Annotated in this window: 17 protein-coding genes; 4 read left to right on the top strand and 13 right to left on the bottom strand. The window is 62.5% G+C overall.

Translation table 11 applies throughout. The annotated features are described in order from the left end of the window. Positions 1 to 93 precede the first annotated feature (93 nt). The 3 genes from M8312_RS13475 to M8312_RS13465 all read right to left on the bottom strand — a co-directional run bounded on the left by M8312_RS13475 (position 94) and on the right by M8312_RS13465 (position 1,736). On the bottom strand, positions 94 to 234 hold the full coding sequence (locus M8312_RS13475) for a hypothetical protein (protein WP_250118194.1): 141 nt from the start codon (positions 232 to 234) through the stop codon (positions 94 to 96). Positions 235 to 540: 306 nt separating this feature from the next. Next, complete coding sequence (locus M8312_RS13470; RefSeq protein ID WP_250118193.1) at positions 541 to 1,233, bottom strand: anti-sigma factor; 693 nt, start codon at positions 1,231 to 1,233, stop codon at positions 541 to 543. Then, a complete protein-coding gene (locus M8312_RS13465; protein ID WP_250118192.1) occupies positions 1,230 to 1,736 on the bottom strand; it encodes an RNA polymerase sigma factor in 507 nt (168 codons plus the stop codon). The genes M8312_RS13470 and M8312_RS13465 overlap by 4 nt, the downstream gene beginning before the upstream one ends. A gap of 74 nt (positions 1,737 to 1,810) precedes the next feature. Here M8312_RS13465 and M8312_RS13460 point away from each other — a divergent pair, with 74 nt between their 5' ends. Next, entirely contained in the window at positions 1,811 to 3,148 is a 1,338-nt protein-coding gene (locus M8312_RS13460) for a S8 family serine peptidase (RefSeq protein ID WP_250118191.1), read from the top strand. 98 nt (positions 3,149 to 3,246) lie between these two features. Then, positions 3,247 to 3,918 (top strand): hypothetical protein, encoded by a 672-nt coding sequence (locus M8312_RS13455; protein WP_250118190.1) that lies wholly within the window; start codon positions 3,247 to 3,249, stop codon positions 3,916 to 3,918. 254 nt (positions 3,919 to 4,172) lie between these two features. On the opposite strand, the gene M8312_RS13450 is transcribed toward M8312_RS13455, so the two are convergent. Both M8312_RS13450 and M8312_RS13445 read right to left on the bottom strand, forming a co-directional pair. Then, the gene (locus M8312_RS13450; RefSeq protein ID WP_250118189.1) at positions 4,173 to 4,553 is read right to left on the bottom strand and encodes a hypothetical protein; all 381 of its coding nucleotides are present in this window, start codon (positions 4,551 to 4,553) and stop codon (positions 4,173 to 4,175) included. Positions 4,554 to 4,819: 266 nt separating this feature from the next. Next, positions 4,820 to 5,671, bottom strand: a complete 852-nt coding sequence (locus M8312_RS13445) for a LysR family transcriptional regulator (protein ID WP_250118188.1) — start codon at positions 5,669 to 5,671, stop codon at positions 4,820 to 4,822. Positions 5,672 to 6,048: 377 nt separating this feature from the next. Between M8312_RS13445 and M8312_RS13440 the strand changes: the two genes are divergently transcribed. Next, positions 6,049 to 6,240 carry a hypothetical protein gene (locus M8312_RS13440; protein WP_250118187.1) on the top strand — a complete coding sequence of 64 codons (192 nt, stop codon included), beginning with the start codon at positions 6,049 to 6,051 and terminating at the stop codon, positions 6,238 to 6,240. A gap of 564 nt (positions 6,241 to 6,804) precedes the next feature. Here M8312_RS13440 and M8312_RS13435 read toward each other — a convergent pair. The 7 genes from M8312_RS13435 to cyoA all read right to left on the bottom strand — a co-directional run bounded on the left by M8312_RS13435 (position 6,805) and on the right by cyoA (position 13,513). Beyond that, positions 6,805 to 7,341 carry a response regulator transcription factor gene (locus M8312_RS13435; protein WP_250118186.1) on the bottom strand — a complete coding sequence of 179 codons (537 nt, stop codon included), beginning with the start codon at positions 7,339 to 7,341 and terminating at the stop codon, positions 6,805 to 6,807. After that, positions 7,338 to 8,564 (bottom strand): ATP-binding protein, encoded by a 1,227-nt coding sequence (locus M8312_RS13430; RefSeq protein WP_250118185.1) that lies wholly within the window; start codon positions 8,562 to 8,564, stop codon positions 7,338 to 7,340. The genes M8312_RS13435 and M8312_RS13430 overlap by 4 nt, the downstream gene beginning before the upstream one ends. A gap of 80 nt (positions 8,565 to 8,644) precedes the next feature. Further along, positions 8,645 to 9,316, bottom strand: a complete 672-nt coding sequence (locus M8312_RS13425) for an SURF1 family protein (protein ID WP_250118184.1) — start codon at positions 9,314 to 9,316, stop codon at positions 8,645 to 8,647. A gap of 26 nt (positions 9,317 to 9,342) precedes the next feature. Further along, complete coding sequence (cyoD, locus tag M8312_RS13420) at positions 9,343 to 9,726, bottom strand: cytochrome o ubiquinol oxidase subunit IV (protein ID WP_250118183.1); 384 nt, start codon at positions 9,724 to 9,726, stop codon at positions 9,343 to 9,345. Next, positions 9,723 to 10,373 (bottom strand): cytochrome o ubiquinol oxidase subunit III, encoded by a 651-nt coding sequence (gene cyoC, locus M8312_RS13415; RefSeq protein ID WP_250118182.1) that lies wholly within the window; start codon positions 10,371 to 10,373, stop codon positions 9,723 to 9,725. Before cyoC ends, cyoD begins: the two co-directional genes overlap by 4 nt. Before the next feature lie 5 nt (positions 10,374 to 10,378). Then, positions 10,379 to 12,370 carry a cytochrome o ubiquinol oxidase subunit I gene (gene cyoB / locus M8312_RS13410; RefSeq protein ID WP_250118181.1) on the bottom strand — a complete coding sequence of 664 codons (1,992 nt, stop codon included), beginning with the start codon at positions 12,368 to 12,370 and terminating at the stop codon, positions 10,379 to 10,381. A 21-nt stretch (positions 12,371 to 12,391) separates the two neighbouring features. Continuing rightward, positions 12,392 to 13,513, bottom strand: coding sequence for a ubiquinol oxidase subunit II (gene cyoA / locus M8312_RS13405; protein WP_250118180.1), 1,122 nt, complete (start codon positions 13,511 to 13,513; stop codon positions 12,392 to 12,394). A gap of 153 nt (positions 13,514 to 13,666) precedes the next feature. On the opposite strand from cyoA, the gene M8312_RS13400 reads away from it, so the two are divergent. Next, positions 13,667 to 15,013, top strand: coding sequence for an MFS transporter (locus M8312_RS13400; RefSeq protein WP_250118179.1), 1,347 nt, complete (start codon positions 13,667 to 13,669; stop codon positions 15,011 to 15,013). A 319-nt stretch (positions 15,014 to 15,332) separates the two neighbouring features. On the opposite strand, the gene M8312_RS13395 is transcribed toward M8312_RS13400, so the two are convergent. Further along, positions 15,333 to 17,279 carry a S9 family peptidase gene (locus tag M8312_RS13395; protein WP_250118178.1) on the bottom strand — a complete coding sequence of 649 codons (1,947 nt, stop codon included), beginning with the start codon at positions 17,277 to 17,279 and terminating at the stop codon, positions 15,333 to 15,335. Positions 17,280 to 17,335: the final 56 nt, after the last annotated feature.

Raw genomic sequence — 17,335 nt, 5'->3', positions numbered from 1 at the left:
TGGCGGCTGGGCGCCAGGCCGCTGTCTCTGAGAGGGGGGGGAGGCTTCGCTAAGACGCATCCGATGAGGGCGTGCAGCACCAGGCCGCGAGGTCTACCGAGTGGCGAGAGGCAGGACGAAGTCGTCGTCGAGATCGGGGTACAGGTTGAGGGGTTTCAGCTCATCGATGACGCCGAGCGTCTGGCCGAGTTCGTCGATATAGAAGTAGGGCCACCCGTCGCTGGTGGAGTGCAAAGGTCATACTCTCCGGTCTGATCCATGCCGACGTCGGGGGGTGCCGATGCGGCACGTCGATGACCAGTCGGCCAAGCTGAAGTTCCAGCGGAACCTTGGCTTGCAGGAAGGCGATGCAATCATCCGGGAAGATGGGCCAAGCCTTGATCTGATTGTCCATGATGGACGTCGAGCTGGCCATAGTTCTCACTCTCGGTGAGGTGGAGCATGGCCAGTCGGGCGGAACTCTTCTGAGGCAAGCCGCGAGCGGATGAGAGCGGGGAGATGGCCGGGGAGGTCGGGGGCGCGGATGGGGCAGTGTAGCAGCTAACGCCAACCCTGCTTTATGCGCTGCTCCTCGCCCGCCTCATCCATTGCCTCCCCCGCGATGCGCCGGTCGATCATCGCGCCGAGCGCAGGATCAGGTCCGGCGGCCATACGATAATCGCCGCCGGCTTGCTGACCGGCAACCAAGCCCTCGACTGACCAGCCGTCCTTTCCGCGACACGCAAAGCCGCTCTGCGCCTCGGCATCGAAGCTGCGGCAGTATCGGCCGGACTGGTCCTTGAACGTGAGCCCGATCCGAATGCCCTTCTGTTCACCCGCACTGGCAAGCTGACGATCCAGCGCGCCGGCGAGCGGACCGCCGGCGGCGAGTTGAGCGCCGTGGTTCTCATAATTACCGCTGCCCGCACGCGGCATGGTGTCACCGACGATCAGGCCAAGCGCGAGGCTTGCCGCCATCGCCAGTCCGGTCAGGGTCCAGCGCCGGCGGCGCTCGCGCGCGGCGGCGAAGTCAATCACTTCAGCCTGCGGGCGAACGGCTGAAGCGAGCCGCTCCGGGACGGGTGCTTGCGCAACCGGCGCGAAGGCATCCGACAGCCGAGCGCCGAGCGCCCGATGCTGTGCCGCCAGGGCCGTCAGCTCGGGATCGGCGGCCACTCGTGCCGCCATGGCCGAGGCTTCCGGTTCGGCGAGTTCGCCATCGAGCCAGGCATAGAAATCTGGGTCGTCCGTCATGGTTCAGCTCCTGCCGCGAGTGAGGCCAGCAGGGCATTGCGGCCGCGCACCAGGCGGCTCGACACGGTGCCGATTGGAAGGTCGAGCAGTTCGGCTACCTCGCGATAGCCAAGACCCTCGATCATGATGAGTGCCACGACCTCGCGCTGCTCGTCGGGAAGTGCGCTCATGGCCTTCATGACTGTGGCAATTTCGGCCGACTGCTCGATTGCTGCGGCGCCGTCGTAGCCCTGCCGCTCGCCCGCCTCTGGTGGCGCTTCCCAGGCAGCCTTCCGCTGGCGGCTGCGAGCCTCGTCGATCCACAGATTGCGGGTGATCCGAAGGAGCCAGCTGTCGAGCCGCGTGCCAGGAACAAACTGGGCCCTGCTGCGCAAAGCCCGTTCGACGGCGAGCGAAGCTAGATCGTCTGCATCGGCGGAACTGCGAGACAGGGAAAAGGCGAAGCGCCGCAGCCGCGGCAACATCGCTGCCAAGCTTTCCGTGAACTCGTCTTTGGCGGCCATTGTGCATCATAGGGATGAAACGACGCGGCTGCACCGTTTCATCCACGACGACGAACTGATTAGGAACGCTTCCAATGTCCAGACGCTCTTCCGGCATTGCCGCACTGCTACTTGCCGGTGCCGCCCTCGTCGCTGGTACCGCAGCCCGGTCTCAGCTGCTGCCGTCCTTGCCGCTTGGCAATCTGCCGCTGCCAAGCGCGGCACAGAACGTGCCCATTGTGGGCGACCTGCTGTCGACCCTTTCGCCAGCCCAACGCAGCGCGGCGACAGTTCCGAACCTTGATCGGTTGGGTGTCGGACAGGACGTTAGTCAGCTGGCGCAGACCTCTCTGGCGGATCTGCGGCGGTTGCGACTGACCGAGCTCATCCGGAGTAACCCCACTCAGCTGGAGAGCGGGCCCAATGGTGTGCCGGTCCGGCGCGGCGTGCTGATCGCCATCGACCCAACCGACGCGCAGCTCCGGGCCGCGGCAGCAGCCGGGTTCCAGATCGAAGCACGGAATGACCTTGGAGGCTTGGTCAGCGTCACCTTGCGTGCGCCTGGGCGCTTGTCCCCGAAGGCAGCCATGCGCCGGCTATTGGAAGCCGCTCCGGGCCTGGCGGCGGATTACGACCATGTCTACGAACCCGCTGGCGGCGCCTTGCTGCCCGCAATGGCGGCAGCACTGGCCGGGGCCAATCCCCCACCCGTCCCCGCTGGTCGAACGATTGTCATGATCGACGGTGGGGTGGCGTCGCATCCGAGCCTCGCCGGCGCATCGATCGTGCAGCAGGGCTTCGCAGGCGCCGCCAAGTCGACCGGCCACGGGACCGCTGTAGCTTCGCTGCTCGTCGGACGTGACGGCGCTTTCCGGGGCGCGGCGGACGGAGCTCGGCTTTATGTGGCAGACGTCTATGGCGGCAACCCTGCAGCCGGCAGCGCGACCGCCATCGTGCGGGCCCTTGCGTGGGCGGCTTCGAAGCGGCCGGACGCCATCAGCATCAGCCTGGTAGGACCCAGCAACCTGCTGCTGCAGAGGGCAGTTGCTATCTTGTCCGCACGGGGCATCAGGATGACTGCGGCGGTCGGCAACGACGGCCCCGCAGCTCCGATTCAGTACCCAGCCGCCTACCCGGGCGTGATCGCCGTCACAGCCGTCGACGCTCGTGACCGGGCCTTGCCGGAAGCAGGACGAGCGGCCCGGCTCGACTTCGCAGCGCCCGGCGCGGACATGGCAGCGGCCCTCCCCGGCCGGGGCTACGCCCAGGTCCGAGGCACGAGCTTTGCCACTCCCCTGGTCGCGGCACGGTTGGCCGCAACAGGCTCCCCGCAGGCACTTGACCGCGAAGCGGCGCGCGGCAGCGGAAAGGTTGGGCGCGGGATCGTTTGCCGCACCTGCCGCACTGACCCGAAGGTTGTCGGCGCGAAATAAATTCGAGCTCTCGGGATGAAGCGCCGGAGCGCTGTCGTTCTCAATAGGCAGGCCCCTGTGGCTGCACCGAATTGAGAAACGACAGGAAAGGACTTCTCATGATCCGTCTTACTCTTGCGCTGGCTCTTCTTGCTGGCACGGCAGCCGCCCCCGCCTCGGCCCAGCTTCTCGGCAACGTCGGTGGCACCGTCAGCGGCGTCGTCAGTGGCACGCTCAACGGCAGCAACTCGCTTGGCGGCACGCTTGGCAGCACTATCGGCGGCAATGGCGCGTTGTCGGGAACGCTCAACGGGGTCACCGGCAGCATCACCAATAGCGTGACTGGCAGCGTTGCCGGCACCGGCTCGCTGACCTCCAGCCGATCGGTCAACACTCGGAGCGGCTCGGCCAGCGGTGACGTTGGCCTGGCCGGTTCGCTGGCGGGCGCTGCTGATGGCGCTCTGGCTGCAACTGGTGGAGATCAGTCAGGCGGTCTGGCGGGTTCGCTCTCGGGCAACGCTTCCGGGAGCAAGAGCGCAAGCTTTGGCCTTCAGGGCGTTGGCACCGACGCCTTGGGTGCGGCAGCTGGCAGTGCGGCCGGGACGGCGCGTGGTCAAGTCGCGGCAGCGCGCGATCAAGCCTCGGCCGTTCGAGACCAGACCCAGGGACAGGCCTCTGGCGCAATGAATGGCGCTCTTTCGGCAGCCCGCCAGTCGGGCGGAAACCTGAGCGCTTCCGGCCAGGCCAGTGGCTCGGCCAAGGGTGAGGGCCACGTCTCGCACGGCAACTAAGCTTCACTTTACCGATCGCCTGCCGGCGTTGATGGCAGGCGGAAGCGGCCCGCCGGCTCCTCCCGGCGGGCCGCTTGTTCGTCAGATCTACTCAACCGCACTCTCTAGAACCGAAGCCAGAACACAGTTGAGCTAGTCGTTGAGGCCGCCCCGGTTCGGCAAAAGTGCGTCTGCCGGCAACGTCGCGTAGTGCACTGCAACGGCGCTGATGAGGCGACCGTTCTGCTCTAGGATCAGATCCAATTGCTGGACCATCAGCCGGTTCGGAATGACGACGGCCGAAGTTTCTTAACGGCCGCCATGGCTTCGGTGGGAGAGAGCCCAGCTCGGACCAGTACGCCCAGTGCCATGGCTGGCGACCGACTCTTTCCAGCGTGGCAGTGAATGAGAAGGCGGTCCTCGGCAGAAGTACTTGACGTGTGATCGAGCGCAGCCCTCATCATGGCCTCGGTCGGTGCGGTATAGCCAGGCACTTCAGCCTCGACGTCGTGAAATTTAGCGACGAAGTGGTGAGGACCAAGGATCGGCAGATCAAAACGGAGATCATTACCCACCAAGCTGATCACCCGGGTGGGCCAACCATCCTTCATCAACTCAAGTGCTTCCGGCGCGGTTGCGATACGCACTTCGAACATGTCCCACCTTCCGTGGTTTTGAAAGTCATCGACCCTGTCTTTGCGGGTTAACGCCTGCGTTGGGGGAGGTCGCAACCGTTGGGCTCCGTATTCGCCTTTGTCTCCGTTTATTGGTTGAGCGAAGCTGGGCGGCCACGGAGAGCAAAGAACTGTCCGACTTTAACGTTCGACAGCGAGCCAAAACGGAGCCCAAAGAACGCCCATGCCATGTAAGAGTGAGAAGCTCGATGTGGCCTCTGTTCAGCGTGAAGATGTGCCAGTGGGGGTCACCCTTTCGCTCCCCTGGCGCTCACGCGGCAGGCGGATAACAACTGCTCCAAGGGGTACTTGTTAGCTTCCGATGAATAAACCGCGTGGATGGAGTAAGAAAAGCGCGGTTTGTTTTCCATCAAATGCAGCGTCCCTGCCGCGATGTGCTGCTCGACTGCGGCAAGTCGGAAGTAACCATGCCCACCCAATTGAAGCATGTAGTCGAGGCCGAGCGGACCGTGATTGACGGTCACGGCGGGAGTGGGTGCATTTGGAAATGCATTATGGTGATTGATGCCGAATGACGTGCCCCAGTCGACGTAGATCTCATCGCTGTGCTCCCCCGAAGGTTGGGGACTGAACGTACTCACCGCAACCAGAGTCTCGTCGACCAGCAACTCGCTAACGAGCCCCAGGCGATGGGGCGGATCGTAAAGAATGATGAGATCGAGGAGACCTCTCTCTACGTGGGCAATCAGGCGATCCGCTACGTCGATCTTGGCCCTGATGGCGAACTCCGGATGCTTCTCCCGGGTCACAAGCAGGCAATCGCGCAGAAGGGGATCCCACAAGCTATACTCACCGCCGATGGTGACCACGGTCTCAAGCCCGGGGGGCAGTGCCACCTGCTGTCTCGCGCGCTCCCATAGCTGCACCAATGCGATGGCGAACGGTTGAAACTGTTCGCCAGCGGGCGTCAGGCGAGCACCGGCCTTATTCCGGACGAAAACAGGCCGCTCAAGCTGGTCCTCGAGCGACTTGATCCTGGCGCTTACCGCAGTTTGCGTGATGTTCAGGTTGGCGGCGGCTCGTACAAAGCTGCCTGTGGTCACAACCTCGAGGAATGTTCGGGCTATCCTGATATCCATGGCGCAAGATTCTTGATGTCAAACCACATTTGTATTCGTTTGTCTTACCCTCCGCAACTCGCCATGTTCACAACGCAGGGGCTGAGCATGGAAGGAGAACCGAGATGTTTGATCGAGACTATCATGCCTTCCGTTCATATCCGGATAACGTGGATTCTGCTTTGCCCCACCCGTCTCCGCGAGGGCATCTGAGGTCGGCTGGAGAATGGCTGAAACGGGTTTTTCTTCGGCCCACCCCGATCGATCCGAATACCGCTTTATACTTCGATGCGCTGGTGTTTCAGGAAAGGCTCCTCGAGGCTGAGAAGTCGTTCAGGAACACCCAAAGCTCGCCCGAACTACGACACTGACGAAACACATCGACAGCGGAGGCGGACATGGACATCAACTATCTATTCAAGAGACAGCAGATCGAGACATCGCGAGCAAACAGCGCGGCGAGCCAGAAAGCGAGAGAAGCACACCAGAGGCTCGCCGTGCTTTATGAGCGGCAGATCGAACTCGCCACATCCGGGACGGTAACCTTTCCCCCACGCCGATTCCCGACTTCGGCCTTAACAGAGCAGTGATAGTTTGCTCTTGATCGTGCCTGCTCAAGCGAGGTGAAGACGGGCCCGCCGGGCAAGTGGTCATCATTAGCCCGGCCGCCTGCTAACTAGCCTTTCCTTAGCCAAGCGCCCGGATTCTAAGTGCATTTCCGTATGCAAATCAGAGCATAGCCTGCCCATTTGGTAAGAACAGGCGCAGGAGAGCAATGATGGCTGGTTGGCGAAGCCCGCTTCACCAAGATCCCGAATATTACGAAGTGCAGGCTAAACGAGCGGAGAGATTCGCCGATTGCCTACCTCCGACAATTGACGGCAAGTTCCGTCGGCTCGCTGAAGGTTGGCGTCGCCGGGCTCGCGGCGGTGGTGCCCAGCCGGGTGAACCAATCACAGCTCCTCATTCGATCGAAAATCCGGGTGATGATCAGCGTTAAGCGCTCCTGGGGTGCAGCTTCGCCATGTTCTGGCGTGAGTGATTGCCTTTCAGAACAATGTACGTCGGCCCCTAAGGGACTGAGTAACTCGCCTGCGCTGGCGTAACGGCATTGCTTCACGTCGCGCGGTAAGCTCCAGCCTCAGCAATTTGCCTCAGCGAAGAGGCCGTTTCTCCAACTTTCTCGCAAGAGTTCTGCGGTGCATGCCAAGACGGCGAGCGGCCTCCGAGATGTTGAAGCCAGTGGCGATCAGCGTCTCGTTGATCTTCTCCCACTCCAGCGTCTTGATGGAGGTAGCGCGACCGTCAACAGCTACGTCGGCATCGCCCGCAACCCGCCCGAAGGCTGCCTCGATGTCGTCGGTGTTGCTTGGCTTGGGCAGGTAGTGAGCAGCGCCGAGCTTTATCGCTTCCACCGCCGTCGCGATGCTCGCAAATCCGGTCAGAACAACAATGCGAGTTTCGGCATGCGCTGCGTGGAGCGCTGCGACGCAGGGTAGTCCCGACTGGGACCCCAACTTCAAGTCGACCACTGCGAAATCGAACTTCGGACCCTGGAGGAGTTCGTTCAAACCCGCCTGGCTGGTTGTTGTGGAAACGGCATAGCCACGTCGCTCGAACGAACGGGCGAGAGTGCGCGCGAAGGCTTCGTCATCCTCGACGATCACCAGCCGGCGAGGATCGACGCTCAACGCTGCTCGCCCTGGCCTATGAGTGGCAAGTGCATGCGAACACAAGCGCCGCCACCTTCGCGGTTGAACGCTTCCAGTCCTCCGCCCAATCGCCGTGCAACACTGGTGGCGAGGAACAGGCCGAGGCCATGACCTGCCCCTTTGCGCGAACGAACGATCTCGCCCAAGGCGGCAAGCTGTTCCAGCGAGAAACCGGGGCCCCGGTCCGCTACTTCCAGCACGAGCTGCTCCTCGTGGAGGTGAGCGCGCAGCGCGATCCCCTGAGGCGAGACTTCGCCGGCGTTCTCGAGAAGGCTCCACAAGGCTTGGCGGAGCGCAGGCTCGTCAGGCACGCGCGCTTGGCCGGGGATCTCTACGGTGACCTGTAGCGGAACCTCCTCGTGGAGTGCCGACCAGTCATTCTCGAGCACTCTGACGAGTTCGGCGGCACTGACCGACCCCATCGGCTCGCCGCGCGTTTGACCGGAAGTGTCGAGAATATCGCTGACGATGTCCCGGCAGCGCTCAACTGCTGCCCGGGCATCGCTCAGCTCTTCCGCGAGCTCGGGCTTGCCGGCAAGCGCTGGATCCCGCTGCCAATCGGCGACCAGCACCGACAGCGACGAGAGCGGAGTCCCGAGTTCATGCGCTGCGCCGCTGGCGAAAAGGCCCATGCGCACGATGCTATCTTCCTCGGCCGCGCGCTGACGCAATTCGGCGACATAGGCGTCACGGGCGCGGAGGTTGCGGCTGATGCGGGTGATGAAGAGCACCAGCAGCACCGCAACCATGATGAAGGCCACTTCCTGGCCAAGCGCGGCAAGGTCTGATGCAGCGGGCGAAACGAGCCCGAATGTGAGCGGCAGGTGGGCGATGCTGAGAAAGATGAAGGCGACAGCCGCCACTATTACCAGCAGCCAGGCGCGGCTCGGCCGAAGGAGGATGGCTCCGAGCACAATCTGCAACAGGTAGAGCGAGATAAAGGGATTGGTCACGCCGCCGCTCAGGTAGAGCTGTGCCGTCAAGGCCGACATATCGAGCAGCAAGGCCAGGAACAGCGCGTCGGGAACGATGGCAGTCTTGTCCAGAGTCAGGGTGAAGAGCAGGTTGCCGATCACCAGCAGGCCGACCACGCTGAGCATGGCAACGACCGGCAGCGGAACACCGAGCCATTCGTGGGCGATGAGGATGGCGACCAGTTGGCCGAAGCACGCCACCCAGCGCAGCTGGATCAGCTGGCGCATGTTCGCGACGGTGACGGCAGCCGGCGAACGGCCCGTAACGGCGCTGCTCTGACGCGTTAAGGCAAGCAGGGGCGCATCCATCAACCCTGCTTAGCAGAGCGCCGCCAGATCAGCACCAGCCCGAACAGGCTCAGGGCCGCAAGGCCGAACCAGGTAAGAGCGTAGACCAGGTGTGCATTGCGAAAGTGAACCACCGTAAGGCCGCCGCGTGGCCAGGTCTCACCGTTGGGATCTCGCCCCGCGTCAACGAAGAACGGAGCCACGTTAGCTAGCCCCCGCTCCTTGGCGATTGCCGGGACATCGCGCGAATACCAAAGGCTGGCGTCCGGCTTGTTGGAGCGAAGGAAGCGACCGCCTGGCTCGCTGATGCGCAGCAGACCCGTCACACTGACGAAGCCGCGCGGATTGCTTTGCGGAACCGGGGCCTTCGGCACGAAGCCGCGATTTACGAGCACCACGCCCTTGCCCGTGTCGAGCGGTGTCAGCAGCCACCAGCCCGGTCCGAGTTCAGTCAGAGCGTCTACCTTAGTCTCTCGTGCATAGTCGTATCGACCTGTCGCTCGCACCTTAGTGTATTCGAGCGAGCGAGGATCGATCTGACGCCAGTCAGCCGGTGGAGGCAGGTCCACGGCCCCTGCCGCCAACCGCAGATCGATTCTGCGAATGAGATCGAGTTTCCATTGCAGTCGCTCGACCTGCCAAACGCCCAATCCTGCGAACAGCAGCGCAAACAGCCCGCAGATGGCTGTCATGGCCCATCGGCGAGAGGGGTGACGTGTCAAAGCGTGCTGTTGGCTTCGCTCGTTGCCCCCATGCCCGGCATCATGTTCGAGTTGAGGTGATACATGATCCACAGCGAACCGATGATGGTGATCAGCAGTAGAACGCCCGTGAAGGTGTAAGCGAGCAAGGTCCAGCCTCCCTCCCCGGTGGTCGTGACGTGAAGGAAGCTCACCGTGTGGACGAGAATCTGCACGATCGCGAGCAGGATCACGATCAGCACGATAGCGGTTGCGCCCACCCCTGGGCGGGTCATCACCAGCCAAAACGGGATCAGCGTAAGCACAGCCGAAAGGGCGAAGCCCAGGAGGTAGCTCTTGCGGCTTCCATGACCATGCTCATCGCCATGAGCGTGAAGCTCGGGGTCAGTGCCAGCACTCATCGCATCATTCCCAGCAAGTAGACAAAGGTGAACACGCCGATCCAGACGACGTCGAGAAAGTGCCAGAACATGCTCAGGCAAAGCAGCCGGCGCTTGTTGATCCGGTTCAGCCCCTTCTGTCCGATCTGGACCATCATCAGCCCGATCCAGACGATGCCGACCGTAACGTGAAGTCCGTGCGTCCCTACGAGGGTGAAGAAACCCGACAGGAATCCCGAACGCTGCGGTGTTGCACCCTCTGCGATGAGCTTGCTGAACTCGAACAGCTCGACTGACACGAAGGAGATACCGAGCAAGGCAGTGACTGCGAGCCACAGGAGGACGGTCTTCGTCCGGCCTTCTTCCATCGCCAACATGCTGAACCCGTAGGTGATGGACGACACCAGCAGGATGGCGGTGTTGATCGCCACGAGCGGCAGCTCGAAAATGTCGCGAGGTGCCGGGCCGCCGGCATAACTGGTCGAAAGCACACCATAGGTAGCGAACAGCGCTGCAAAGAGCAGCGCGTCGCTCATCAGGTAAATCCAGAAGCCGAGCAGGACCGGGCTGCTGTGGCCCCCGTCATGACCATCCTGCTCAATCAGGTGAAAAGTGTCTCGATCAACGCCGGCGAGCGGCGCAGCGGCAGTCACGGTAGTGGCGGTCATGTCTGTCAGGCTCCCACCGGCACTGCCGGAGTGAGGAAGCCCAGCTTCTCACGCTCGGTCGTCGCCACCTCGGCGGCAGGGATGTCATAATCACGATTGTAGTCGAAGCTGTGCCAGATGGTGACGGCAATCAGGCCGGCGAAAGCGGCGATTGCGAGCCACCAGATGTACCAGATCATGGCGAAGCCGAGCACGGCAGCGAGACCAGCCTGGATGATCGCCGTGCCGGTATTGCGAGGCATATGGATCGGCCGGAAGTGATCCGTCGGATGGGCATAGCCCCGGCTCTTCATATCGTACCAGGCGTCGAGATCGTGGACCACCGGCGTGAAGGCGAAATTGTAGGCTGGCGGCGGCGAGCTGGTCGACCACTCGAGCGTGCGGCCGTCCCAAGGGTCATTGCCGACCCGCAACTGGTCCCGCTTGAGATAGCTGACGACCATGCCGATCACGAACCCGGCGATCCCTATCAGGATGATCCCTGCGCCAATCGCTGCGATCACGAAGTATGGCTGCAGCGTCGGATCATCGAAATGGTTCACGCGTCGCGTCGTGCCCATCAGTCCGACGATGTAGATCGGAGTCCAGGCGACCCAGTAGCCGATCACCCATCCCCAGAAGTGCACCTTGCCCCAGAAGTGATCGAGCTTGTAGCCGAAGGCCTTGGGGAACCAGTATTCGATGCCGCCGAACAGGCCGAACACCACGCCTCCGATGATCACGTTGTGGAAGTGGGCGACCAGGAAGAGACTGTTGTGGAGGACGAAGTCTGCCGGCGGGACTGCAAGCAGGACGCCGGTCATTCCGCCAACCACGAAGGTCAGCATGAAGGCGACTACCCACATCATCGGCAGCTCGAACCTGATCGAACCGCGATACATGGTGAAAAGCCAATTGAAGATCTTGGCCCCGGTGGGAATGGCAATGACCATCGTGGCGATGCCGAAGAAGCTGTTGACGCTTGCCCCCGACCCCATGGTGAAGAAGTGGTGGAGCCAGACGAGGTAGCTCAGGATGGTGATGCACACCGTGGCGTAGACCATCGATGAGTAGCCGAAGAGCCGCTTGCCCGTGAAGGTGGAGGTGATCTCCGAATAAATGCCGAACACCGGCAGAACGAGCACGTAGACCTCCGGGTGACCCCAGATCCACACCAGGTTCCAGTACATCATGGCATTGCCGCCAAGGTCGTTGGTGAAGAAGTTGGTGCCGACATAGCGGTCAAGCATGAGGAGCGCGAAAGCGCCGGTCAGCGCCGGGAAGATGGCGACGGCCAGCACCTGGCTGCAAAAAGCCGTCCAGGTGAAGACCGGCATCTTCATCATGGTCATGCCGGGCGCGCGCATCTTGATGACGGTCGTCACCATGTTGATGGCGCTCAAGGTCGTGCCCACACCGGCGATCTGCAGCGCCCAGAGATAATAGTCGGGTCCCACCCCGGGTGAGTTCTGAATGTTGGCGACCGGCACATAGTTCAGCCAGCCCGCAGTCGAGAACTCGCCAACGAACAAGGAAACCATCACCAGCCCTGCGCCAGCCGCCGTTAGCCAGAAGCTCAGAGAATTGAGGTAGGGAAACGCAACGTCTCGAGCGCCGATCTGAAGCGGCATCACGAAATTGATCACACCCGACACCAGCGGAATGGCGACGAAGAAGATCATGATCGTCCCGTGCGCGGTGAAGACCTGATCATAGTGGTGTGGGGGCAGATAGCCCTCGTTCGGACCGAACGCGATGGCCTGCTGGATGCGCATCATGATCGCGTCGGAGAAGCCGCGGAGCAGCATGACGACGCCAAGGATGATGTACATGATCCCGATCTTCTTGTGGTCCACCGTGGTGAACCACTCGCGCCACAGGTAACCCCATAGCTTGTAACGGGTGATGAGACCGAGAACGGCAAGACCGCCCAGCGCGACAACCGCAAAGGTGATGAGCAGGATCGGCTCGTGGAACGGGAAGCTCTCGAGGGTGAGCCGGCCGAAGATGGTCTTCATGTTGATCACTGTGTTTTGCGCTCAGCTCATGTTGCGATTGGCGGGATCACCGGGCTTGGTGATCCCAGGGGCAGCATTCGGGTCGGCAGGCTTGGTGAGATGTGGGCTCGAGCCCTTCTCGGCTGGCGACCTGAAGACGGCGCCCTCCGGCTTGCCGCCCAGCGGCGCCGACTGGTGGCTCGCGGGCATGCCTGCGCCCGGCCTTACGGCATGCGGATCACCCCCAGCTCGCCGATCATGGGCCATGACGTCGCTCATGCAGGGCTGACCGGGCGCGACACAGCGCTCAAGGATACGGCGGTAAAGGTCGGGACCAACCCTGGCGAATGCCATTGGCGGCACCTTCTCGCTCGGCTTGGCGAGCTGGAGGTAGGTCGCGGCATCGAGCGATCTGCCGCTTGCCTTGGCGGCTCCGACCCAGCTGTTGAACTGATCGGCGGGAACTCCGCGCAGGCGAAACCGCATGTGGCTGAAGCCCGCGCCACTATAGTTGCCCGAATACCCGACATCATCGACCGGCCTGTCGAGCACCGCATGAAGGGTGCTCTGCATGCCGGGCATCGCATAGATCATGCCGGCCATTGTCGGAGCATAGAAGGTGTTCATCATGTTCGACGAAGTGATGTCGAACCGGACCGGTCGCCCGACCGGTACGACAAGGTCGTTGACGGTGGCGATCCCCTGATCGGGGTAGATGAACAGCCACTTCCAGTCGAGGCTGATCACCTGGACGCGTAGCGGTTGCACCCGCTCGGCCTTGCCGCCGACTGCCGTGGATTGGCGATCGATCGGCCGAAAGGGATCAAGCAGGTGCGTGCTCGACCATGTCAGCGCGCCCAGCGCGATGATGATCAGCAGCGGCGCCGACCAGATGGCAAGCTCGAGCGTGGTCGAATGATCGAAGTTCGGATCGTAGGTGCCGCCCTTGCCTTGCCTGTAGCGCCAGGCAAACACGACGATGAGCACCATCACCGGCACAATGATCAGGAGCATCAAAGCGGTCGATATGTAGATCAAATCGCGCTGCTGCCGCGCGATGTCACCGGCGGGATTAAGCACCGCCCGTTCGCAACCGGCGAGCAACAGGGCCGAACTCCCCAACGCGAATGCCTTGATTGATGGCGGGGCTTTGAGCTGCAGCATGGGTGCGAGATAGTGATCGCGAGCCTCGGCTGACATTGGACAAAATGTCCAATCCCCCTCCAGCCTAAATTCCGCGAAAGACGGTACTGATGAACGCTGCGCGCGCGACTCGTACGCTGGCGTTGCCGCAGAATATCGGAGAATATCTCAGTGATGACCCCGCCCGTCACCGGTGCCAGCTCAACCCCGCTCGAAAGGGATGCACAGCTGGTCAATGCGAGCCACGGTGACGTTCGGCCGGGCGATATCGCGATCGGCGTCATCATTGGCCGCACGACGGAATTCTTCGACTTCTTTGTCTACGCCATTGCCTCGGTGCTGGTGTTCCCCTCCTATGTCTTCCCGTACGTCGACCCACTGACCGGCACTCTGCTCAGCTTCGCCTTTTTCTCGCTGGCCTTTTTCGGCCGTCCGCTCGGGACCTTTCTTTTCACCTACATCGACCGGCACCACGGTCGCGGCGTGAAACTCACGATCGCATTATTCCTGCTGGGCGGCTCAACCATGGCCATCGCCCTGCTGCCCGGGTTTGAAACCGTGGGGCATGCCAGCGCATTTCTGCTTGGGCTGTTCCGTTTGCTTCAAGGTGTTGCGCTGGGCGGCGCCTGGGACGGGCTTCCTTCGCTCCTGGCCCTTAATGCGCCACGGGAACGACGCGGTTGGTATTCCATGATCCCGCAGCTCGGCGCACCGCTGGGGTTGGCGCTTGCCTGCGCATTGTTCGCTTACTTCCTTGCGCTACTGCAGCCTGCAGATTTCCTGAGCTGGGGGTGGCGTTATCCCTTCTTCGTTGCTCTGGCACTCAACATCGTGGCGCTGTTTGCGCGGCTGCGGCTGGTGGCCACGCCCGAATTCAAGCGACTGTTCGAGAATCGTGAGCTTCAGCCCTCCCCTCCTTTTGAGACGCTCTTCACCGAGTGGCGGACGATCCTGCTAGGCGCTTTTGCCCCGCTCGCGAGCTTCGCGCTGTTCCACCTCGTTGCGGTCTTTCCCTTGTCGTACAACCAGCTCTTCACCAACGTTGAGCCAGTGCGCTTCCTGATCATCGAGGGTACGGGCGCCCTCATCTGCACCTTGTCGGTACTGGTGTCCGGACTTCTGGCCGACCGTGTTGGCCGGCGCGCGGTACTCGGCGTGTCGGCCGCGTTGATTGGGGCCTACAGCGGCTTCGCGCCGCAACTTCTTGGTGCTGGCCAGCTCGGCGAAGCCATCTACATGTTCGGCGGCTTCATCCTGCTTGGACTGGCTTTCGGGCAATCATCAGGTGTGGTGAACGGCAGGTTCCGCCAACATTATCGCTACACCGGCGCCGCGATCGTCTCCAACTCCGCCTGGTTCATCGGTGCGGGCTTCGCGCCGCTCGTTGCGCTCTGGCTTGCCGCCAACGTGGGTCTGTGGTCGGTTGGCCTGTACTTGCTCTCTGGTGTCCTCTGCACGCTCGGAGCGCTCTTCATCAATCGCGACTGGGCCAAACGGGAAGCCGGCAACCAGTTGGCGTGAGCGCGCACCTGCCTTGCTGCGACGGTGAGGACATTTCCAACCACCTGCACGAGGCACGCCAATCAGTCGTCCGCGTCAAGCTCACTCAGCCTGAAACGGCTTCGCCCAAGACGAAGCACGGTTGAGCTCTGGGGAGGCTTATGTTCCTCTAAGGCCGCTCGCGTCTCGAGACAAAGATGCCGCGCCCACGGGGCAGATAGCGTCACGAGCGGCGCTGGGGCGATCAGGTCTTATGCGCCCATCAGGGTGAGCCAAACGCGACAACGCAGTAGACACCGTTGTTTGCGCCCGGCGGCTGCGATGGTCGTCACCATCAACGCTAAGGCTTGGGCGGTGCCTTCAGATACTTGTCGAACCAGTCGACCATCCGCTGCAACGAGTCCTGCTGGTGCTCGCGCTTGTAGAAGCCGTGCCCTTCGTCCGGATAGTAGACTGCTTCTACGACATTACCTCGCGCCTTCAGGGTCTCAACGACCTGCCGAGCCTGGCCGGCCGGCACTCGGATGTCGTTCTCGCCCTGCTGGACGAGCAAAGGCGCTTTCACCGCTTTGATGTAGGTCAGCGGCGAGGTTGCATCATAGACCTTCGGGAACTGCTCCGGGGTACCCAGCAACGTTTTCTGGTACGCTTGCAGCAGCGCATCTTCATGCTGCCACATGGTCCGCCAGTCGATAATCCCGAACAGGTCCACGGCGGCGGCAAACTCGTCTGGTGCCTTGCCGATCGCCATTAAGGTCATGAACCCGCCGTAAGAGCCGCCGGCAATGCCGACGCGGCGGGGATCGACATAGCCGCTGTCGACCAGGAAGCGCTTGGCCGCGAGCTCGTCCTTGAGGTCGCCGCCACCGAGATCCTGGAAATTGGCCTTCTGAAAGGCGAGGCCATAGCCGGTCGAACCGCGCGGATTGGGCTGGATCACCACATATCCACGACTGGCGAGCGCGGTCGCGTAGCGGCTGAAGCCGTCGTTGGTTTGTCCCGTCGGCCCGCCATGCGGCATCACCACGGCAGGGTTGTGACCATCACGACTGAGATTGAACGGCATGGTCACGACCGCGCTGACCAGTGTCCCGTCATAGCTCCGGAAGGTGACAATGCGCGACTTGGGCAGATGCTCTGGCGCGAGGCTCGCCATGGCAAAGTGAGTAAGCGGACGCAGCTCCTCGCTCGCAAGATCGAACGCCTGCAGCTCGCTCGGCGTATCCGCGCCCGAATGGAGGACCAGCAATTGCCGCCCATCGTGGGTAAATGGCTTCGAACCAATGGTGCCATTGACTCCAGGCGGCATCGTCAGCGGCTGCTCCGCCAGACTCTGGAGATCGACAAGCGACAGCGACTGGCGACCGTCCTCGCTGGTCTGCACCACGAAGGAGCGGCCGTCTGGGCTGACGGCGCCGCTGGACTGCTCCCAAGGGGTCGGACGAAGCGTGCGCAGCGCGCGAGTGGCCGGCACGAAGACTGCCGCATGCTGCTGGTGTGTAACCTCGTTGGTGGTGACCGCGATGGCACTCCCGTCAGCCGTCGCGCCGCTTGCCGTGTAGATGATGCCGGGCTTCCCCAGGAGCTTCACGGCCTGACCGCTTGCAGCGTCGACCCGCCAAACCTCTCCAGCGTCGCCGCCGACGAAACTTCGATTGGCAATCAGCGATCGCCCACCGTCAATCCACTCGACCGCACTCCATCCCCATTGCGGGTCGGCTTCGTGGGTCAGCGCCCGCACCTGCCCACTTGAGAGGTCCATGACCGCGAGGTCGACCTGCCCCTGGCCACTGCGCTTGGTCGAGAGCGCCATGCTTCGGCCGTCTGGCGACAGCAACATGCCCTCCTCGCGGACTTCGGGCGTATTCGTGAGGTTGCGCGTGGCTCCGCCGGCCGTCGGAACCGCGTAGATGTCGTACTGCTCGTTTCCGCCCTTGTCCTGGGTGAAGTAGAGGGTTCGACCATCCGGCGCGACCGCGAAGCCGCTTTGATTGTCGTCCGCCTGCGTCAGCTGCACCGGCCAGCTGCCCGCCGCGTCCATTCTCCAGATATTGTAACGGCCGGTCAGGTTCGTCGACACGAACAGCTGTCGCCCGTCCGCGCTCCAGGCCGCGTCGAGCGCGCCACGGGAGAAAACCAGGTCACTGATGGGTACGGGCGCTGCCAGCGGGTCAACAGGCGAGCTGATGCTGCGTGGATCTGTCACTGGCCGGACCGGCGTTGGAATGGCCGCCGGAGCTGCAGTGGAAAGCAAGGCAGCTACAGTGATCAGCATCCGCATCGTCATTACGCCCCCGGTTGAAGGGGGAAGAGTACATCAATCTACGCACATGCCAACAATGG

It is taken from the genome of Sphingomonas sp. KRR8 (genome assembly GCF_023559245.1).
Lineage (GTDB): Bacteria > Pseudomonadota > Alphaproteobacteria > Sphingomonadales > Sphingomonadaceae > Sphingomicrobium.
Note: the sequence above shows the minus strand (reverse complement) of the source record. Positions and strands in the feature narration are given on the sequence as shown.